At 44.2% G+C, this 15,880-nt stretch carries 12 protein-coding genes; 4 read left to right on the top strand and 8 right to left on the bottom strand.

Going from position 1 to position 15,880, the window contains the following annotated elements:
• From A3763_RS12195 to A3763_RS12215, 5 genes are all read right to left on the bottom strand, one after another.
• On the bottom strand, nucleotides 1-1,407 hold a 1,407-nt coding region (locus A3763_RS12195; protein ID WP_068760074.1), incomplete at its 3' end, for a conjugal transfer protein TraH.
• Nucleotides 1,404-2,222 (bottom strand): conjugal transfer protein TraF, encoded by an 819-nt coding sequence (gene traF, locus A3763_RS12200; protein WP_068634357.1) that lies wholly within the window; start codon nucleotides 2,220-2,222, stop codon nucleotides 1,404-1,406. The genes A3763_RS12195 and traF, both read right to left, overlap by 4 nt.
• Before the next feature lie 9 nt (nucleotides 2,223-2,231).
• Complete coding sequence (locus A3763_RS12205; protein ID WP_068634358.1) at nucleotides 2,232-2,702, bottom strand: S26 family signal peptidase; 471 nt, start codon at nucleotides 2,700-2,702, stop codon at nucleotides 2,232-2,234.
• The gene (locus A3763_RS12210) at nucleotides 2,699-3,472 is read right to left on the bottom strand and encodes a TrbC family F-type conjugative pilus assembly protein (RefSeq protein WP_068634359.1); all 774 of its coding nucleotides are present in this window, start codon (nucleotides 3,470-3,472) and stop codon (nucleotides 2,699-2,701) included. The genes A3763_RS12205 and A3763_RS12210 overlap by 4 nt, the downstream gene beginning before the upstream one ends.
• Nucleotides 3,473-4,429 carry a TraU family protein gene (locus A3763_RS12215; RefSeq protein WP_068634360.1) on the bottom strand — a complete coding sequence of 319 codons (957 nt, stop codon included), beginning with the start codon at nucleotides 4,427-4,429 and terminating at the stop codon, nucleotides 3,473-3,475. It abuts the gene before it with no gap.
• Between the two features lie 230 nt (nucleotides 4,430-4,659).
• Between A3763_RS12215 and A3763_RS12220 the strand changes: the two genes are divergently transcribed.
• Nucleotides 4,660-5,436, top strand: coding sequence for a TolC family protein (locus A3763_RS12220; protein ID WP_231872186.1), 777 nt, complete (start codon nucleotides 4,660-4,662; stop codon nucleotides 5,434-5,436).
• Complete coding sequence (locus A3763_RS12225; RefSeq protein WP_068509535.1) at nucleotides 5,433-7,028, top strand: efflux RND transporter periplasmic adaptor subunit; 1,596 nt, start codon at nucleotides 5,433-5,435, stop codon at nucleotides 7,026-7,028. The genes A3763_RS12220 and A3763_RS12225 overlap by 4 nt, the downstream gene beginning before the upstream one ends.
• A gap of 628 nt (nucleotides 7,029-7,656) precedes the next feature.
• Here the strand turns inward: A3763_RS12225 and A3763_RS12230 are convergent.
• Nucleotides 7,657-8,208, bottom strand: a complete 552-nt coding sequence (locus A3763_RS12230; RefSeq protein WP_068509538.1) for a hypothetical protein — start codon at nucleotides 8,206-8,208, stop codon at nucleotides 7,657-7,659.
• Nucleotides 8,209-8,270: 62 nt separating this feature from the next.
• Nucleotides 8,271-10,142, bottom strand: coding sequence for an FAD-dependent oxidoreductase (locus tag A3763_RS12235; RefSeq protein ID WP_068509542.1), 1,872 nt, complete (start codon nucleotides 10,140-10,142; stop codon nucleotides 8,271-8,273).
• Between the two features lie 118 nt (nucleotides 10,143-10,260).
• Here A3763_RS12235 and A3763_RS12240 point away from each other — a divergent pair, with 118 nt between their 5' ends.
• Together A3763_RS12240 and A3763_RS12245 are read left to right on the top strand one after the other, a co-directional pair.
• Nucleotides 10,261-10,842, top strand: a complete 582-nt coding sequence (locus A3763_RS12240; protein ID WP_068510848.1) for a TetR/AcrR family transcriptional regulator — start codon at nucleotides 10,261-10,263, stop codon at nucleotides 10,840-10,842.
• Nucleotides 10,843-11,574: 732 nt separating this feature from the next.
• The gene (locus A3763_RS12245; protein ID WP_068511478.1) at nucleotides 11,575-12,741 is read left to right on the top strand and encodes an FAD-dependent oxidoreductase; all 1,167 of its coding nucleotides are present in this window, start codon (nucleotides 11,575-11,577) and stop codon (nucleotides 12,739-12,741) included.
• Nucleotides 12,742-12,803: 62 nt separating this feature from the next.
• Here the strand turns inward: A3763_RS12245 and A3763_RS12250 are convergent, their stop codons facing one another.
• Nucleotides 12,804-15,581 (bottom strand): Tn3 family transposase, encoded by a 2,778-nt coding sequence (locus A3763_RS12250; protein ID WP_082880453.1) that lies wholly within the window; start codon nucleotides 15,579-15,581, stop codon nucleotides 12,804-12,806.
• Nucleotides 15,582-15,880 lie beyond the last annotated feature (299 nt).

Consider the following 15,880-nt stretch of genomic DNA (forward strand, 5'->3'; position numbering starts at 1 on the left):
TTTTTCGTAATTTCTATTTAATGATATAAAAGTGTCTAGTTCCTCAAGCTTTGCAAGGTATCGTTCATGCAGACCTTTGGATGAGTCATTTATTCGAACTTCTAATTTTTTAATTTCTTCAATTATTGGGTAATAGGGGGTTAGGTTACATCCTGTAGGCACTATGCTCGTTGCATCAGCAGTTGCTTTAAGTGTGTCATTTGTAGATTGAGCGGTAAGGGCTGCATTCATTCTAAGGAATGCCGCTCTTGTCATTCTTTGAATATCGTTGAGCATGGCGTAAGCAGAAGAATATGCAACTACATGCGATAGCTCCTGAATAACTCCGTCTTCTATTCCGATATCATTGGCCCATTTTACTATTTTATAAACTGGGATTGGTGTTGAATTTAAGTACAAAGATAGGGGTGACGCAGGGTTGATTGTTGCATTAGGGTTTTTAAGATTGTCTCGCAATTGATATAGGTGATCTGAACTGTTCTTGATTAATCCGCCAGCGATTGTGTTTGGCGCACAAGTGCCGGTAGTGTTTACGTCAAGTGAAGTAGGCGCTAAACGACCTTCTGCTAATCCATGTATGAAATCATCAAGACCGTTGTCGTTATTTCTTTTACATGGCGGAAGAACGGCCATTTGAGGTGCGTTGGCATCTCCTACATGAGCAACATAAATATCTCCAATATAACCTCTGATTAATTCGGCTTGATTAGAAATGCCGTGCGCGGATGCTAGGCGTGAAACAATACTACCATTTGCGGCTAATAGGTTTCGAATTGGAGCTTCACATGCGTATAGATTGCTTTCTATATTGACTTCACTCTTGGGTTTGTCGTTATTTGCTTTGGCATCTGTTTTTACTTCGTGAGTGTTTCTTGAAACCCCCGACTTAAGTTCTTGTTTTTTTACTTCCTCACTAAATAATTTATCATAAGCCCACTGACCGCCTTCGACGATAGCAGTAACACCTTGCGTTGCTAATTGGCATTCATCTATTTGTAATGAGTTAAGAAAGTCTACCGCTTCAGTAAAATCAATACCTTTTTCATCAAGAGTCTTTGATAATTGAGACATAGCCATAGATAAGGCAACCGCATCTGCGTTCTGCCATACAGCTTCTAGCTTATCCCCAAGGTAATCTATATCCATGTAGCTCATACCACCTAAGAATAAATCAACCCCACACGCTCCAGCATCTAGTCTCGGAGGGTTGATTGACATAAGATATTCACTTGTAGATGAAACTCTAGCGTTAACTGAGCCTGCGCTTAAATACCCTCTTGAACCGCTGTTATATGCTGAAGCTCCAACAGATGATTCTAAATCACTTAGCCAATCGTCCACGACTCCAGCCAGTGCAGAAGGTATGGCTGCCATAATTAGGATGGTTGTTAATAATACAGTTCTCATTGTATTTTCCTTTTTGCGAGTGGGTCGAGACTAGATCCCATTTGGTGCTCCATCGTCAGAAATTGTTGCATGTCTATTTCGCCTTTCATTAGTCGAAGTGAGCGATATATGTTTGTTTCTAGGTTGGGGAGTGCTACAACACCATGAGATACTGTTTGATGGTTATTGGTATTTGATTGAACCATGATTACGGTTGGTGTGACTTTAACCTTAAAGTGGTCTACTAGGTCGGGTCGTTGTTCGACATCTATATATTGGACTTGCCACCCATGTCTAATTGCAAATGCTTTATATAGTGGATGCATTACTTTGCAGGCTCCACAACTTCCAGACATGAAAATCATTAACCCGAAGTTTCTATATTCTGATTTTAGTTTGGAGTTTAGATCGTTAAGTATGTTTGCTTTCTTTGTCTTGATCCCCATTGGAGTGCTAGGGGCCATGTCTGCGGTACTTAACTCAGGTGATGTCATTGTTACGTAGTTATGGACAGCAGCAAATCCTCTTGACATCGCACGAAACGCAGCAACGAGTGTGTAGTACTCTTTGACACTTTCTTCGTCCCTTTTCCATATTGCTTGATCTAGATATTTCTGTTCCATTTCCCTTAGTTGCTCAGGGTGCATTTTCATAAGTTCTTCTTTAGCTGGAAGAGGAGGTAGGTTGTATTTTTCTTCGTTAGTAGGTTCTTCTTCAGAATCTTTCTCTAACTCATAGCCTTTGCCCCACCATTTTCCTCGTTCCTGGTGTATGGATTCGGCAAGTAGTAACGTAGAAAATTGGAGAGTTATAATGATCATTAATAGTCTAGTCATGGCTATTTCCTATATGATCGGTATGAGTCGTTCAGCTTCAGACACATCAATAAATCCCCAGTGGCGAGAACCAAAGCTGTATTGATCAGTGCCATAAAGGAATAGCTTGTTTTCTGGTACGACACCATGAAAGTAAAATTGAGGAAGTGGTTCGCCATTAACTCGTTCTAAACGTATTACTTTTAGGAATTTATCATTGCAGTAAAATCCGTCAGCTCTTCGTTCTAATTTTTGCCCCGCGATACAGCCCACTTTTTTAATAACACTTTGCTTACCGCCGATTAACTCGTGATCGTGAGTAAACAAAACGTATTCATCATTAATAATTGGAGTTGGGCCAAATAGATCTCGGTAAAGAAATGACTTGTCGATTGAGGGTGTGACAGGAAACTTAACAAACCAAAAAACAAGTACTATAGAGAACATGATTCCGAGCACAATGACGTATTTTAGGTAGCTATCTTGAATTGATTTTTTCATGATTGATTAAGTCCTTTTTCAACTCCACGCAGAATATCTATTGGCAACTCAAGAGCTTTGTCTTCGCTAATATCATAAAGTGCTGATAACAAGCCTCTCAACTCTGAATCGCCATAGACAACGTGACTACTCTTTTTGGGTTGGCCGGTATTGCAATAAAAATCACCGGAGTAATTGGTTTCAAAGGTTAATGCTGGAACCTGGTTAATTTTGTTTTCAGCAAATCTCTTTGGATCTATTCGGATAGCTATATTTAAGCGCTCACAAGGTTTATCAGGTTTATCAATACAGCTCATATCACGCTTAGTAACATCTCTGATAAATCGAGAGGTAGGCAGCATCTTGCTGATGCCTCCAATTGGCCCACGAATAAGAATTGTGCCTTGTATTTTGTGGAGGTCTAGTGCATAGCGGTGGATAACTTCTTTAGGCATAGAGCTTGAGACATACAATAGAATGCTATGTCCTTTGGGCAAAATTCGGCTTTCATCTGTTCTATTTTTATTTGGTTTTTCAATATCAATGCCAAGTGAGTCACCAATTCTTTCAGATAGTTCTGCCTGTCTAGCTATATATTGTTCTGAGTTAATGTACTTTTCTATTTTCTCTAGGCTTTTTTCATGGTTTTGATTATTCAGCTTTGTTTTATCGACGAGTTTTTGTACTTTTGATTTAAACGCTTTAGTTGAGTCTTCAACATGCTTGGAAACATCTATTTCTGCCAATGCAGAGCACGATATTAATAACAAAAACAAAGTAGTTAAACGCATTTAGTTTCCTCCCATTGTGCAGCAATCTACTTTACGCCACATCATGAATGACATGTCATTATCAAGCTGGTCTGCTGGTAGGCCAGATGTCCAGACAAGTTCAGGGTATCCAAAGGGGGCGCATTTTCCTTGTCTCATTGGGCTCCATAGATGGAAGCGATAACGGCTTTTCGTCCAGATTGTTTTATAGTTGCTGTAACAGCCATTAGGCGCATACTCTTTAAGAAGTCCGTGGCGGCCCATAATATAGATCCCTCGTGCTGCATTGTCGGCATTGGCTCCAACAACATTGTCGCCAATGGCTGTAGCAGAAATCGGATATAGTTGGCCAGCCCCAAGGCAATAAAAAAGGCTATCAATTGGTGTGGCCGTTGTTACTGCTACTGCATCAGCAATACATGCTAATGTTGTGGCAGGGTTAGAAAGTAGTAATGTTTCGGGGAAAACGTTTAGCGAAAGTAAGTCATTTTGAAAAAATGGGAGGACTTCTGAAACGGATGCTAGATCTAGTTCTTCGCTGTTCTTTAAACAAGGTAAATCTCCAAACATATCGAGTAATTTGAACACTGGAAACGTAATGTAGTGAATATTTGATTTTACTGCTTTACCAGAGCTGCCACTGGCACGAGCCCCATCAAGCATGTAGGGAGCAGCTAAATCTAACTTGAGATCAAAAGGAACTATGTGCCACGATTCGTATGTCGTATCAACAATAGCAAATGGCTCCCAAAACGACATGGGTACGCCGACCTTAGCTGAACCTTCTCCTGCGCATGAGCAGGTCATTGAGCTATTGCCTGAATCGTTTGCACCAAGAACATCATCGCCTGAGCTAATTTTTAGGCCTGCCATTGACATAGGAAACATACAATCCCAATTAACATCCTTGAAAATATCAATGAATGCGTGGGAAGGTGATGACAGAATAATTAGAACTAAAAATGCAAGTTTATTCATTATTGTGCTTCCCTATGGGGTCCTAGGGATTTTGCCTCCATATATTGCAAAAACCTCTGAAGCCCCCGTCTGCCGTGGCTTGTAGAGGGGTATCAACTTTCATTTCTAGGTGGGGTCCTAGGGATTTTGCCTCCAAAGCCAGTTATTCCTCCGCGCTGGGGCGTGCCCGACAGCAGGATATTATCCGGGCAAAACTGGAACTCACCCGGCTGGATGATCGGCTGACTGCGTTGCGACAACAACTGGATTCTGCCCAGCAGCGGCTCTCCGAGTGGATTGGCGGTCAAGCCAGTCTGCCGTTGGCGCGGACCTTATCCAGTAAATTGGGTGATGAGCCAACCCCAGGCATGGGTCAGACGCACAATGATCGCTGGCTCTATGAACAGATCAATCGGCATCCCCTGTTATTGGCCTTTGACCAACGTATCGAGGCTATGCAGACCGGGGTTGAATTGGCCCAGCAAAAGTATAAGCCCGAGTGGGGGCTCACCGCCCAGTACGGCTATCGGGACGATGACCCCATGGGCCGGGATCGCGCCGATCTGTTCTCGGTCGGCGTCACATTTGATCTGCCGCTTTTCACGGGCAATCGACAGGATAAAGATGTTAGCGCCGCTACCTCCCGAGCTGAGGCACTGCGAACAGACAAGCTACTGATGGCGCGAAAGTTAATGGCGGAGCTGGACACGACCATTGTGCAAATCCAGCGCCTGAATGAGCGCCGCACACTCTATGACCAGCAGCTACTGCCGCAAATGGCGGAGCAGGCCGAAGCTGCCCTGACTGCCTATAACAACGATGACGGCGACTTTGCTGAAGCGGTGCGTGCCCGCATCGCCGAGCTGAACGCCAAAATCGATTTCCTGACCATCAAGGTCGATCGGCTAAAAATCCTTGCCGAACTGAACTATCTCTTACCGACAAACCGCTCAGTGCTGTTACCGCAGAGCCACGCAAAGCAGTCCCCTGCAACACACGGTAACCGCACGGAAGGAAAGAACCCATGAAGATTCAACTGAATAAACCATTCTTTATAACGGTTGCATTGCTGATTGCGACGGCAACCCTGGCCCACTATTCAGCCTATTGGCGCATGCAAGACACGGGAGAGGGCGGTAAGGCGACAGCCAAAAAAGAACCGCTCTATTGGGTCGCGCCGATGGACCCCAATTACAAACGCGACAAGCCCGGAAAATCTCCGATGGGGATGGATCTGATTCCGGTGTATGAAGAAGCCGGCGGTGATGAGGAGATTGGCACAGTCACCATATCGCCGGATGTGGTCAATAACCTTGGCGTACGCACGGCACCCGTTACCCGCGGCCAGATGGACGTTTCCGTCAATACCGTGGGTTATGTGCAATACGATGAAGATCGCTTGATACATATTCATCCGCGGGTAGAGGGCTGGGTTGAAAAACTCTACGTCAAAGCTTCTGGCGATCCGGTGCAGAAGGGTGCATCTCTCTATGCGCTTTACTCACCGACCCTGGTTAATGCACAGGAGGAATTACTCTTGGCACTAAAACGCAATAACGCCACGCTGATTGAAGCCGCCAAGGAGCGCCTGGCATCCCTGCAGGTGCCAAAATCAGAAATCAACCGCCTGAGGAAATCCGGCAAGGTGAGCCAGACCATCACCGTTACAGCGCCGCAATCGGGTGTGCTGGATAACCTCATGGCGCGCGAAGGCATGTTTGTAAAACCCGGCATGGAAATCATGGCCATCGGTCAGCTGGAACATATTTGGGTGATTGGTGAAGTCTTTGAGCGACAGGCTTCCCTGGTGCAGGTCGGCGATCAGGTCCAGATGCAGTTGGGTTATTCGCCAGGGCGAGAGTGGCAGGGCCAGGTTGATTATGTCTACCCGAGCCTTAACACCAAGACTCGCACCGCACAGATACGAGTACATTTTCACAATCCCGATGGTTATCTGAAGCCGGGCATGTTTGCGCAGATGCGCATTGAGACGGCACCGATGGACGATACTCTGTTGATTCCCCGTCAGGCGCTGATCCGTACCGGCAGTCAATCCCGTGTTGTGCTGGCCAAGGGCGAAGGCCGTTTTAAATCCGTTGCTGTACAGGTTGGGAATATCAACGATGAGCAGGCGGAAATCATATTGGGACTTGATGAGGGCGACCGCATTGTGACGTCAGCACAATTCCTGATTGATTCCGAGTCCAGCAAAACCTCGGACTTTCGGCGCATGAATCATGGTTCGGATGATAAGGCTGAGACTATGGCTCCCACATCGGTCTGGGTCGGCGCACGTCTTAAAAGCCTGATGCCCGAACACCGGATGTTGACGCTGGCGCATGATGCCATTGATGACTGGCAATGGCCGGCCATGACCATGAATTTTACCGCCGCAAAAAATGTAGACCTTCAAGGTTTACAGTCTGATATGACTCTTCACGTAGAAATTACAAGAGAGGGCGACAACAACTATGTGATCAGCCAGATCCATCGACCCGACACCGTTACGGATGACATGCCGATGGCCGATGGTGAGTCTTCTATTAGTCATGACGTTTTGGAAATGGATCACAACCAACATCAATCCATGACTCATGATGCAGCAGTACTTGAGCTTTGATTTATAACGATTTTTTTAGCCCCGAAGAGAAAAGCTACACCATAAGTTACACTTTACTATTAGATTGGATTAAACCTTATTGGATCATGTCTTTACACCAACCAATTATCTCGACAACCAAACCAATTATGGCTGCAACCAAATGAGGACTAAAAGTATCTATCACGGTGCTTGTACCCATATCAAATTTTTATCTCATGCGTTATGAGACTTTCAACCCGAAACCGGATCCAAGGCAACACCGTAAAAAGTCCCACACATGAATTTCACCTGAGATCAACACCCAGATATTGATGTTGCGAGGCCAATATTTGTTCTTTTAGGAAACTATTACTCAGAAGACGAAGAAAGGGCCTTATCAGCCCCCCTTTTATGTAATTAATTCTTCTAGATAGCCCCCACAGCTTGAATTCGCTAGACAGAGCTCATGCATTAAAAGAATGTCCTCTACGCCCCCATGACCGCCTCAGCATCAAATCTACTATCACCCGCCCCCGAAAGAACCAATAAAATTTAGTGAAATAGAAGGTCCAATTCTTGCTCAACAGCTCATTAAAGTAGCCATACAACAATAATAGCTCGGAAATGTTTATGAAACGCCGGGCAGTCCAGAACATTAATTTTGGGATTATTTTTGATTTTCAATAAACTCTCTTAAAACCTTAGCCCCCTCTGACCAGCCTCTCTCTACTGCCACCTGTGAGGCTTTAAGCTGAGCTTTTTCTTGCGCAAGTACATAGCTGAAGAACTTACTGTGCTCTGCTGGGGAAACTTGATTTAATACGGTAAGCTTTTCCACGTATGGTTGAATGATAGATACAAGCATACCTGCTGTAACAGGCAGAACAGAGGAGATATACCCGGTTAACTTTCCACGAGTACGAGTAAACAGATTGGGCTGGTATTCAAAGTTAAGTTTCTTTTCCATATTCTCATAGAGGCTTTTGTTCAACACCTCCAACCGATAATACGCTTGATAAAACTCCCCCATTGGAGAACCCTCTCGGTTTTTTGCGATGATTTGAGTTGAAAGATAAGCAAATACACGATTGTTGTATTCGATTTTTAGTAGTTTTCGATAAATTTCTTCGTTGTCTCTGTCATTATTAATGTCACTTGCACTCACTACGTCCGATATCAATAGAGCACATAGATACGCTAAAATCGGGTACATTTTCATATTCATTTCCTATCCACATTACGCTGGTTTGTTAGGATGGTGCTACCAATGGTTTTTCTTGCCTATTTAAGTGCACGGAGGGCTTCAATGATGGCGTTCCTTTCGTTGGGGTCTTTTATCCCCCCAAAGCCCATAGTGGTACCAGGCACTGTTCCGGCGGGGTCTTCCAAGAAACGATCCAGATTGGCTTCGTTCCAAGTGAGATTGCTCTCAGATAAACCCGACGAGTAGTTAAAATTGCTAGCCGAAGCGGCGGGTTGTCCGTATTTACCTCTAAGATTGGGACCAACACTTGCTTTTCCGGATGCGTCTGTACTGTGACACACGGTGCATTGATTAAGGGTTGTGTCTATGTGAGCGCCGGCTGCCATTTTTTCTGTTTTATAAATTGGGGTCGTGCGTGCGTTTAGTAGACGAGCCACTTTTTGGCCAACTTGGTTACCCGTCGCAATAGCGCCGTCGATAAATCCGCGCCAGCCTAAGTCAATATCGCCACCGGCAAAATATATTCGCCCTTGGGGTTCGCGTAATGCAGTAATCGAATTCGTCAATTGACCTTTTTTCAGAACGCACCAAGTACCCTTTGAGTAAGGGTCCAGGTGCCAGTCATAGTGTAGGGTATCCACCACATCAACATCCGGTAGAAAGCGGCGCAATAATTTTTGGACTTGCGCGTGGTTGTTGGGGTCAATTTGTGACGGATCAGTGGAAAAAGCCACGAGATTAGTGCCTTCGTTAGGGCTGGCCATGGTCATAATGGTGCTTATAGGGTCTTGCTCCGAGGCCAACATTAAGATGGGCTTTATATTCTGTCGGATGCGAATGTAGAACTTCATTCCAGAGCCGGCATGACCTTCCTCGGACGCTCTCACCTTTTGTGATAGTAGCGCAGGCGAAAATTGAATCTTGGATAGTACGTTCATGGGGACTGCGCTAATCGTGGACCGGCAGGTAAATGTTTTGCCTGTGCTGGTGATTATTTTTACGTGATCCCCAAGATCATGAACTTCCTTCACTGGCGTACCCAATTCCACGTCAGGGCGACCATCATCCAGCATGGCATTGATTAAACTTTGCGTACCATGTTTAAAGCTATAGCGAGAGACGCTATCACTGTAACGAGTGATATCACTGCCAACGAGAGACCACCATCGTTGCATTTCTACGTAGCTAGCTTGATCAAAGTCTCCATGAACGGAAGCGCCCAAGAGTCCTTCGATGATGGGTGAGAAAGAAGGAGAGAGGTCCATCTGATTAAGGCGATCGCGAACCGATAGAGTGTCGGCGCCTTGCCAATTATCTGTACTAAAAGGATCATAGGGCAATGGAAAGGAGTGAGCGGCACCATCATGAAATTGGTGCATTTGCTCATTGGCAATGGCAAAGCCTTGATAGGTGACCATAGGTGGCGATGGTTCACCTTCTGGTGCCCCATTCCCACAGGCAGCCATCCTAATCAGTGGTGCGATGCCGCTCATGCCAGCATCCCGCGCCTCATCACCATCCCACCACAGTAAGTCGGGAATCGTGCTTGGAGTAGAATCCACTAATTGCAAGTCGTAGCGATTAATTTCAGCGAAAACATTAGGTTGCGTGGAGTGCACCCAGGCGCCACCGAGCTCAAACAACTTACCATCACGCTTTACGGTAAAGGTACGCCCACCAAGGCGATTACGAGCTTCTAATATTAGTACTGATAGCCCAGCTTGCCTGAGCTCACGGGCAGCGGTAACCCCGGCAAAGCCACCACCAATAACAATGACATCATAGTCATACTTGTCGATTTCTCTATCCGTGGAATCTTTGCTAGCTGTAGCATTGACGCTATTCCCCCCGGCAGTTAGGGCGACTGCGCCGAGAGCCCCCAACCCATTTTTTAGGATGCTGCGTCGGTTCAGGCCTTGCCTAGTTGTCTTATAACGTTTCTTACCCACAGTGAACACCTCTTTTAAATACTGGATAATATTTTTAACATGAATTATTAATATTGATCAATATTTAATATACTATCGGGATAGTTTAGGTTGTTATTGTTTATAGGTTCAAAAGAGTATGCCGAAAATTGTAGATCATGAAGAAAGGCGCGCGGCCATTGCCCGAGGGGCGGTAGAAGCCATCGCTAATTATGGTATTCACAAGGTAACCATGATTAAGTTCGCCGAAGCCGGTGGCTGTACAGAGGGCATGGTCAATTATTACTTCGATAATAAAGAACATGTGCTCCAGGCCGCATTAGAACAGGTAATTAAATCTACTGAAGATCGTTTAGTGCAGGCGATACAAGACAACCCGAAGGATTTGGAGAACTTATTGCTGCAAACTTTGCCCATCAACGAAACTGTGCAAAAAGAATTCTGTGTCTGGCGAGACTTTTGGCAGCGGGCCGGAGATTCTCAAGCTTTGCAGCAAACTCAAACACACTGGATAAAGGACTGGGTAGCCGGTATTTCCGGTTTCATCGAGAAAGCACAGGCGGCCGGTGAACTCAGACCGGATCTAGATGTACAGTTAGAAGCTGAAATGTTGGCCACTTATGTGGATGGTCTGGGTCTAAAGGCGTCATTGGCTCCCAAAGATTGGCCTGTAAAGCGGCAGAAGCAACATGTGAGTGCGTATCTGTCACGGCTCTATTGACCGCTGATCCCCGAAATTCTTTTTTTAAAATCACACTACCTTCTTGTTATCTTCGGAAATCAGATAAATCGAGTTCGAATCTTGTCTGTTTTAGAAGTAGGACACACAGTTCGAGCCCGTCCTGTGAATTTAGGAGATCGACTGGAGAGGATTGGACGACGTCCTTAAATATCAACTCGATTGCCTTTTATGTCAATTAATGCCGACGCTACGCGGGTATATTTTCACCCTACTGCGAAGTGACGCGGCTACAGGTGCGATCCAATAGAAATCGATTTAATAATGAAGTGTGATATCTGGTGAGTTGGAACTGATAAATCTACAGCTCCATGATCACCGATACGACTGTTACTTTGATGAATTTGAATTCAATAAATTTAGTCACAAACCTCTATGTCCATAGCTACAACTTTTTATCTCGCCGCTTACAATTCGACAGTTATATTTATCGTCGTGGACATAATTTCGGTATTCTTTTCACTGCACTCTCCGATTGACACTAAAGCTCATTGGTTACCGGAAAACAAAAAAATCCTTGTTACTAATAGGGATTGCAAATTATTTTAACTATCGCATTGCTTTCTATGGTGGCTTTCTATCTTATCAAAAATCCAGCAATGTAAATATCAACTCGTCAGGCGAGGATCTTTCGAGCTAATTTCGTCGATGTTTGGCTTGTGACTCACCGGCGGACTAAAAGCGGCTCGGTCAATATTTTTACGGTATATCAATATGAAAAAAAGTATAACAAGACGTGATTTCTTGAATGGTTCTGCATTGGCAATAGGAGCGATGGGTCTATCCAGTAGCACTGCATGGGCTCAGCTACTGGGCGCATCTGGTGAGGCGACGACGCTTGGCCCCTTACCTGCGGATTACTATCCACCAACTTTGACAGGCTTGCGGGGCAGCCATAAGGGATCCTTTGAAGTGGCCCACTCACTGGCATGGCGTGGTGAGAAACCGCAGCACTACCAAAAGCTTCACGAGCACTATGATCTGGTAATTGTTGGTGGTGGAATATCCGGATTGTCTGCAGCGTGGTTTTATCGAAAAAAAATGGGCCATGATGCACGCATTCTGATTCTGGATAATCACGACGATTTCGGCGGACATGCCAAGCGCAACGAATTCCAGGTCAAAGGTAAAACGTTATTGGGGGCTGGCGGTTCGCAAAACTTGGAGTTCCCAGACCGCTACGATGATATTTCCCGCTCAGTATTGGACGACTTGGGCATCGATACCGATATCATGGAATCCAATATGACGCAAGATTACCCCTTGGGCAATACCGATCACGATGCAGGCATGTCGATTGCGACTGATAATGGTCACGTTAACCTTGGCGGAAATTGGATTAATTTTTTACACGCGAAGGAAGGCTATCGCGAAGCGATAGAACGATTGCCTTATAATAAATCTGAAAAAGAAAAACTGATCGAATTCGTATCCGGCGAGCACGACTACCTTGATGAACTGTCCTTCTTCGAGAAATATAAGTACTCAAAAACCACCAGTTACAATAGTTTTCTTCGCGACAGAGTCGGGTTTTCGGGCAGAACAATTCGTATGCTAGATGTTTTTAGTCGTGGCATGTTCGGGTACTCTGGCTGGAAGGACAGTATTCTTCACGCCATCATGCTTGGCGCGCCAGGGCTCAGAGCGATGGGCTGGTTGGGTGAAGTAGCCGACTTCCTGACGATGAGTACAGGCAAAGCTTATGAAGCCAGATATTTCCCCGATGGCAATGCAACTGTAGCGAGGCTACTGGTGAGTAAGTTGATTCCCTCCGTAGCGAAAGGGGAGGGAAATTTTACCAACATTGCCACTAAACGCCTCGACTATAGTGAACTTGACCGAGAACGACACACCACTAAAATAGGCTCCCCAACAATATAGGGAGCAGATTTTACATTTAGATTCGTAACATGCCGTTATATATAGAAAATGTATTCATCTTTCTATAGCTGGATGGATCTGATTTTATCCATGTCGAATCTAGCATCATTCGAAGCTTTCCGTCTGAAATCGTATTCACCTCGTAAATTAACGTGCTTCCAAGTTATCACAGATCCTTGGCTTATTGATTCTATAAGATCTTTTCTGTCTTCACGGTCAGAAGTGTTAGCAACAAGGTCGGATAAGTATAAGTAGTTCCAGAGTATGATTGAATTTTGAAGAAGTAGCTTGCAGGCAGTCGCAACTTCCTGGTCTGCGAGGACGCCTTCTTGAAAAGCTTGGTCGTTGTCAAAAAATACCGCACGAGAGAATCTATTTGAAAGTTCGACTCTGTTTAGCTGCTTTTGTATTTGTTGCCTCAGATCCTCATCATCAAAATAGGTCAGGATGAACTGTGATTTGATGATCCTTCCAAATTCTTTAAGAGCTCTATATAAAGGGTGCTCTTTTGAATAGGAACTCAATCTTTTGAACAGTTGTGAAGCAGTCGCGTGCTTCATCTTAATCGTCGCGACAAATCTTAAAATGTCATCCCAATGTTCAAGCACTAGGTTTTTACTGATAGGCCGACTTGGAAGTAGGCGGTAGCCTTTGTCGTAAAACGTTTTCCGTGCAGAAAAGCTATATATTTGTTGGTTTCCGATGTTGGCAAGTCTTGGAGCAAACGCTATTCCCAAGAAATGGGAAACTGCAAAGATTTGCTCTGTATAGCCATGTGTATCAGTTGAATGAACTTGTTTAAGGTCAGTCACTTCATTTTGAAGCAAGCCATCAATAACGTATGGAGCTTCTCGATCTGAAGCGCTGAATACTGAATTGTGGAATAACGACTGCTTTTCATCTATAAATGTGTAGATCGTCACGCCTTTGTCTTTTCCAAAATACTTGTAGGAGTGGTTTGCGTGCAGGCAATCTACATCAACATTGACCTTTCTTCCGTCACTCGATGAGTGGAGAATTTCTGGGTCTTTGAGATAAGCACTCGACAATTTCAAATTATGAATCGCATCAACGATCCGGTTATTAGCTTTTCGAATATTGTCTAGACTGAAAAACCAGTTAACCGTGTTGTGGAGCGTATGCTCCTCAATGCCAGCTGAGATGCTAGCAAGTTTGCCCAGACCGATATTACAGCCCTTTGCTAAAACTCCGGCCATTAGTGTTTCTTCCTTTGGCTTCATTTTAACGTTCTTGGGGCTGAGATGCTGAAAGTCTTGAGTAAACTGACATACTTGGTTAACTTCCTTGAGTAGTTGAAGAATTGGAATATATCCATCCTGGGACAGCGCATCCGAAATAAATGACTTCTCTTCAAAATCGGTTTTCGATGTTTTTACTCTAGATACTCGACCATTCTTAAAAGTGAGCGCTGTATTTATCCCTTTTACTAAATGCTCATTGACGACCTTGTATTTCTCGTGAAGCCCCAACTTCAAACCAGCTAAATACGCTTCGCCGTCTATGTACTCAAGTAAATTACACTCACGCAAGATCTGGTATTTATGTGCCTCCCAGTATTCTTTATCAATCATGTAGTCTTGAATACTGCGAAAACGATACGAGCAGTTGATATTTAAGTCTCCCGACTTAATCCCTTTGGATATGTAGATGTATAGGAGGCACTTGTACAATGAAGTTGAAAAATCATTGCGCTCTACTGCTGCACGATCTTGCTTTGTCAAAAAACTAATAGGAGGGGACTTTCCCACATTTCCATCCGATTCTTGGAAGTGCGCTATCGCAGCTAATAAATCCTTTGCCTTTGATGCGCCATCAAAGGAGAGAGCTCTTACTATCGGAGTGGCCTTGAGTTGTAGCCTTAAAGAAAGCGATTCGAGCAACTGGTAGTAAGTTTGGTTTTTGCTTTCTTTTCTAAGTTGATTATCTAGTTCTTCTAACAGGCTGTAGTCAATTTCGTCCTTTTTCTGATAATCAAAAACAAGCTCTTCTATTTTGTAGTATTTCTCGTTTGGCGTAGATAATCGGCTTTCAACGATTGAGATAATATCTTTGGCGAGCTTTGAAATAGATTTATGAGACTTACTTAGTTCCTGAACTGCCTTATCACGCTCCTCCTTAACTAATCGCTCATGTTCTGCTTGCTTACTAGTAGCCTTATGCAGTGTTGATGTGACCGATTTCATCAATGCATCAACAAGACTATCTTGTCTAGAGAAATAGTTGTGCTTAACAAACCCTAGCAGATGAAGATAAATGTTCTCCTGGTCTGTGAGCTGGGTCAGTTGTTGGATATCGGTTTTGCGCACCCATTCTGCATAATACCTTGTAGCCTTATCTTTTAAATCTATCACATCATAAACATCTGTAAGTTGGTCGAACATCTCGTTGAATACGACCATGTCTTTGACACTTTGCTTAATGTCCTTTGGTCGCATCGATTGATCAATGTTTTTATATGATGCCAATAGGGTAGTTGTTCTGCTTCCAGCGCTTATTGGAGTTAATAGAGAGTCCAACAGATCTGAATGGCTCGGCTGTATAGCCTTGCGAAGATCAGCAATTTGCATTCGCTCTGATTCATTGAATGCTTCTGTTATAATTGTGTTTAATTCCCTAAAGCTTGGAATAGCTACTTGGTGCTTCCAGCAAGTATCTGTAAGAACGTCAAATATCAGTTTTGGCTTTTCCTTTTGAGCTGCAAAATTCTTCGCTAAACCTACTAAAGTTTCAGCCATGCTGCTGTCGTAGGGTTCCCAGTTCAGAAAGTCTAAAATCTTATTCCTGTGCCTTGTAACTAACGATCCAATGTAGTTAACCAATGAAGTAGGGGGTGCGTATTCCGCGCGAACCTGATCGCTCGTTGCGATTCAAAGTGATCACCTGTTGCGACGGAACGTGATCACTCATTGCGATTCAAAATGACTCACTTTTAGCTGTTATCCCCCTGTGTCAGGATAGTTGTCGCCTCTGTTAATTTTTAATAATTGAATAGGAGGCGGTAAGAGAATATGAGTGAAGCATTATTCAAAAGAGTTTAAAGAAGCCATTGTTAAGAAGTGGCTTGAAAGTGGGTTATCATTAAGAACGTTTTCAGCCCAGGAAAACATAAACCTATCCA

It is taken from the genome of Oleiphilus sp. HI0128 (assembly GCF_001635365.1).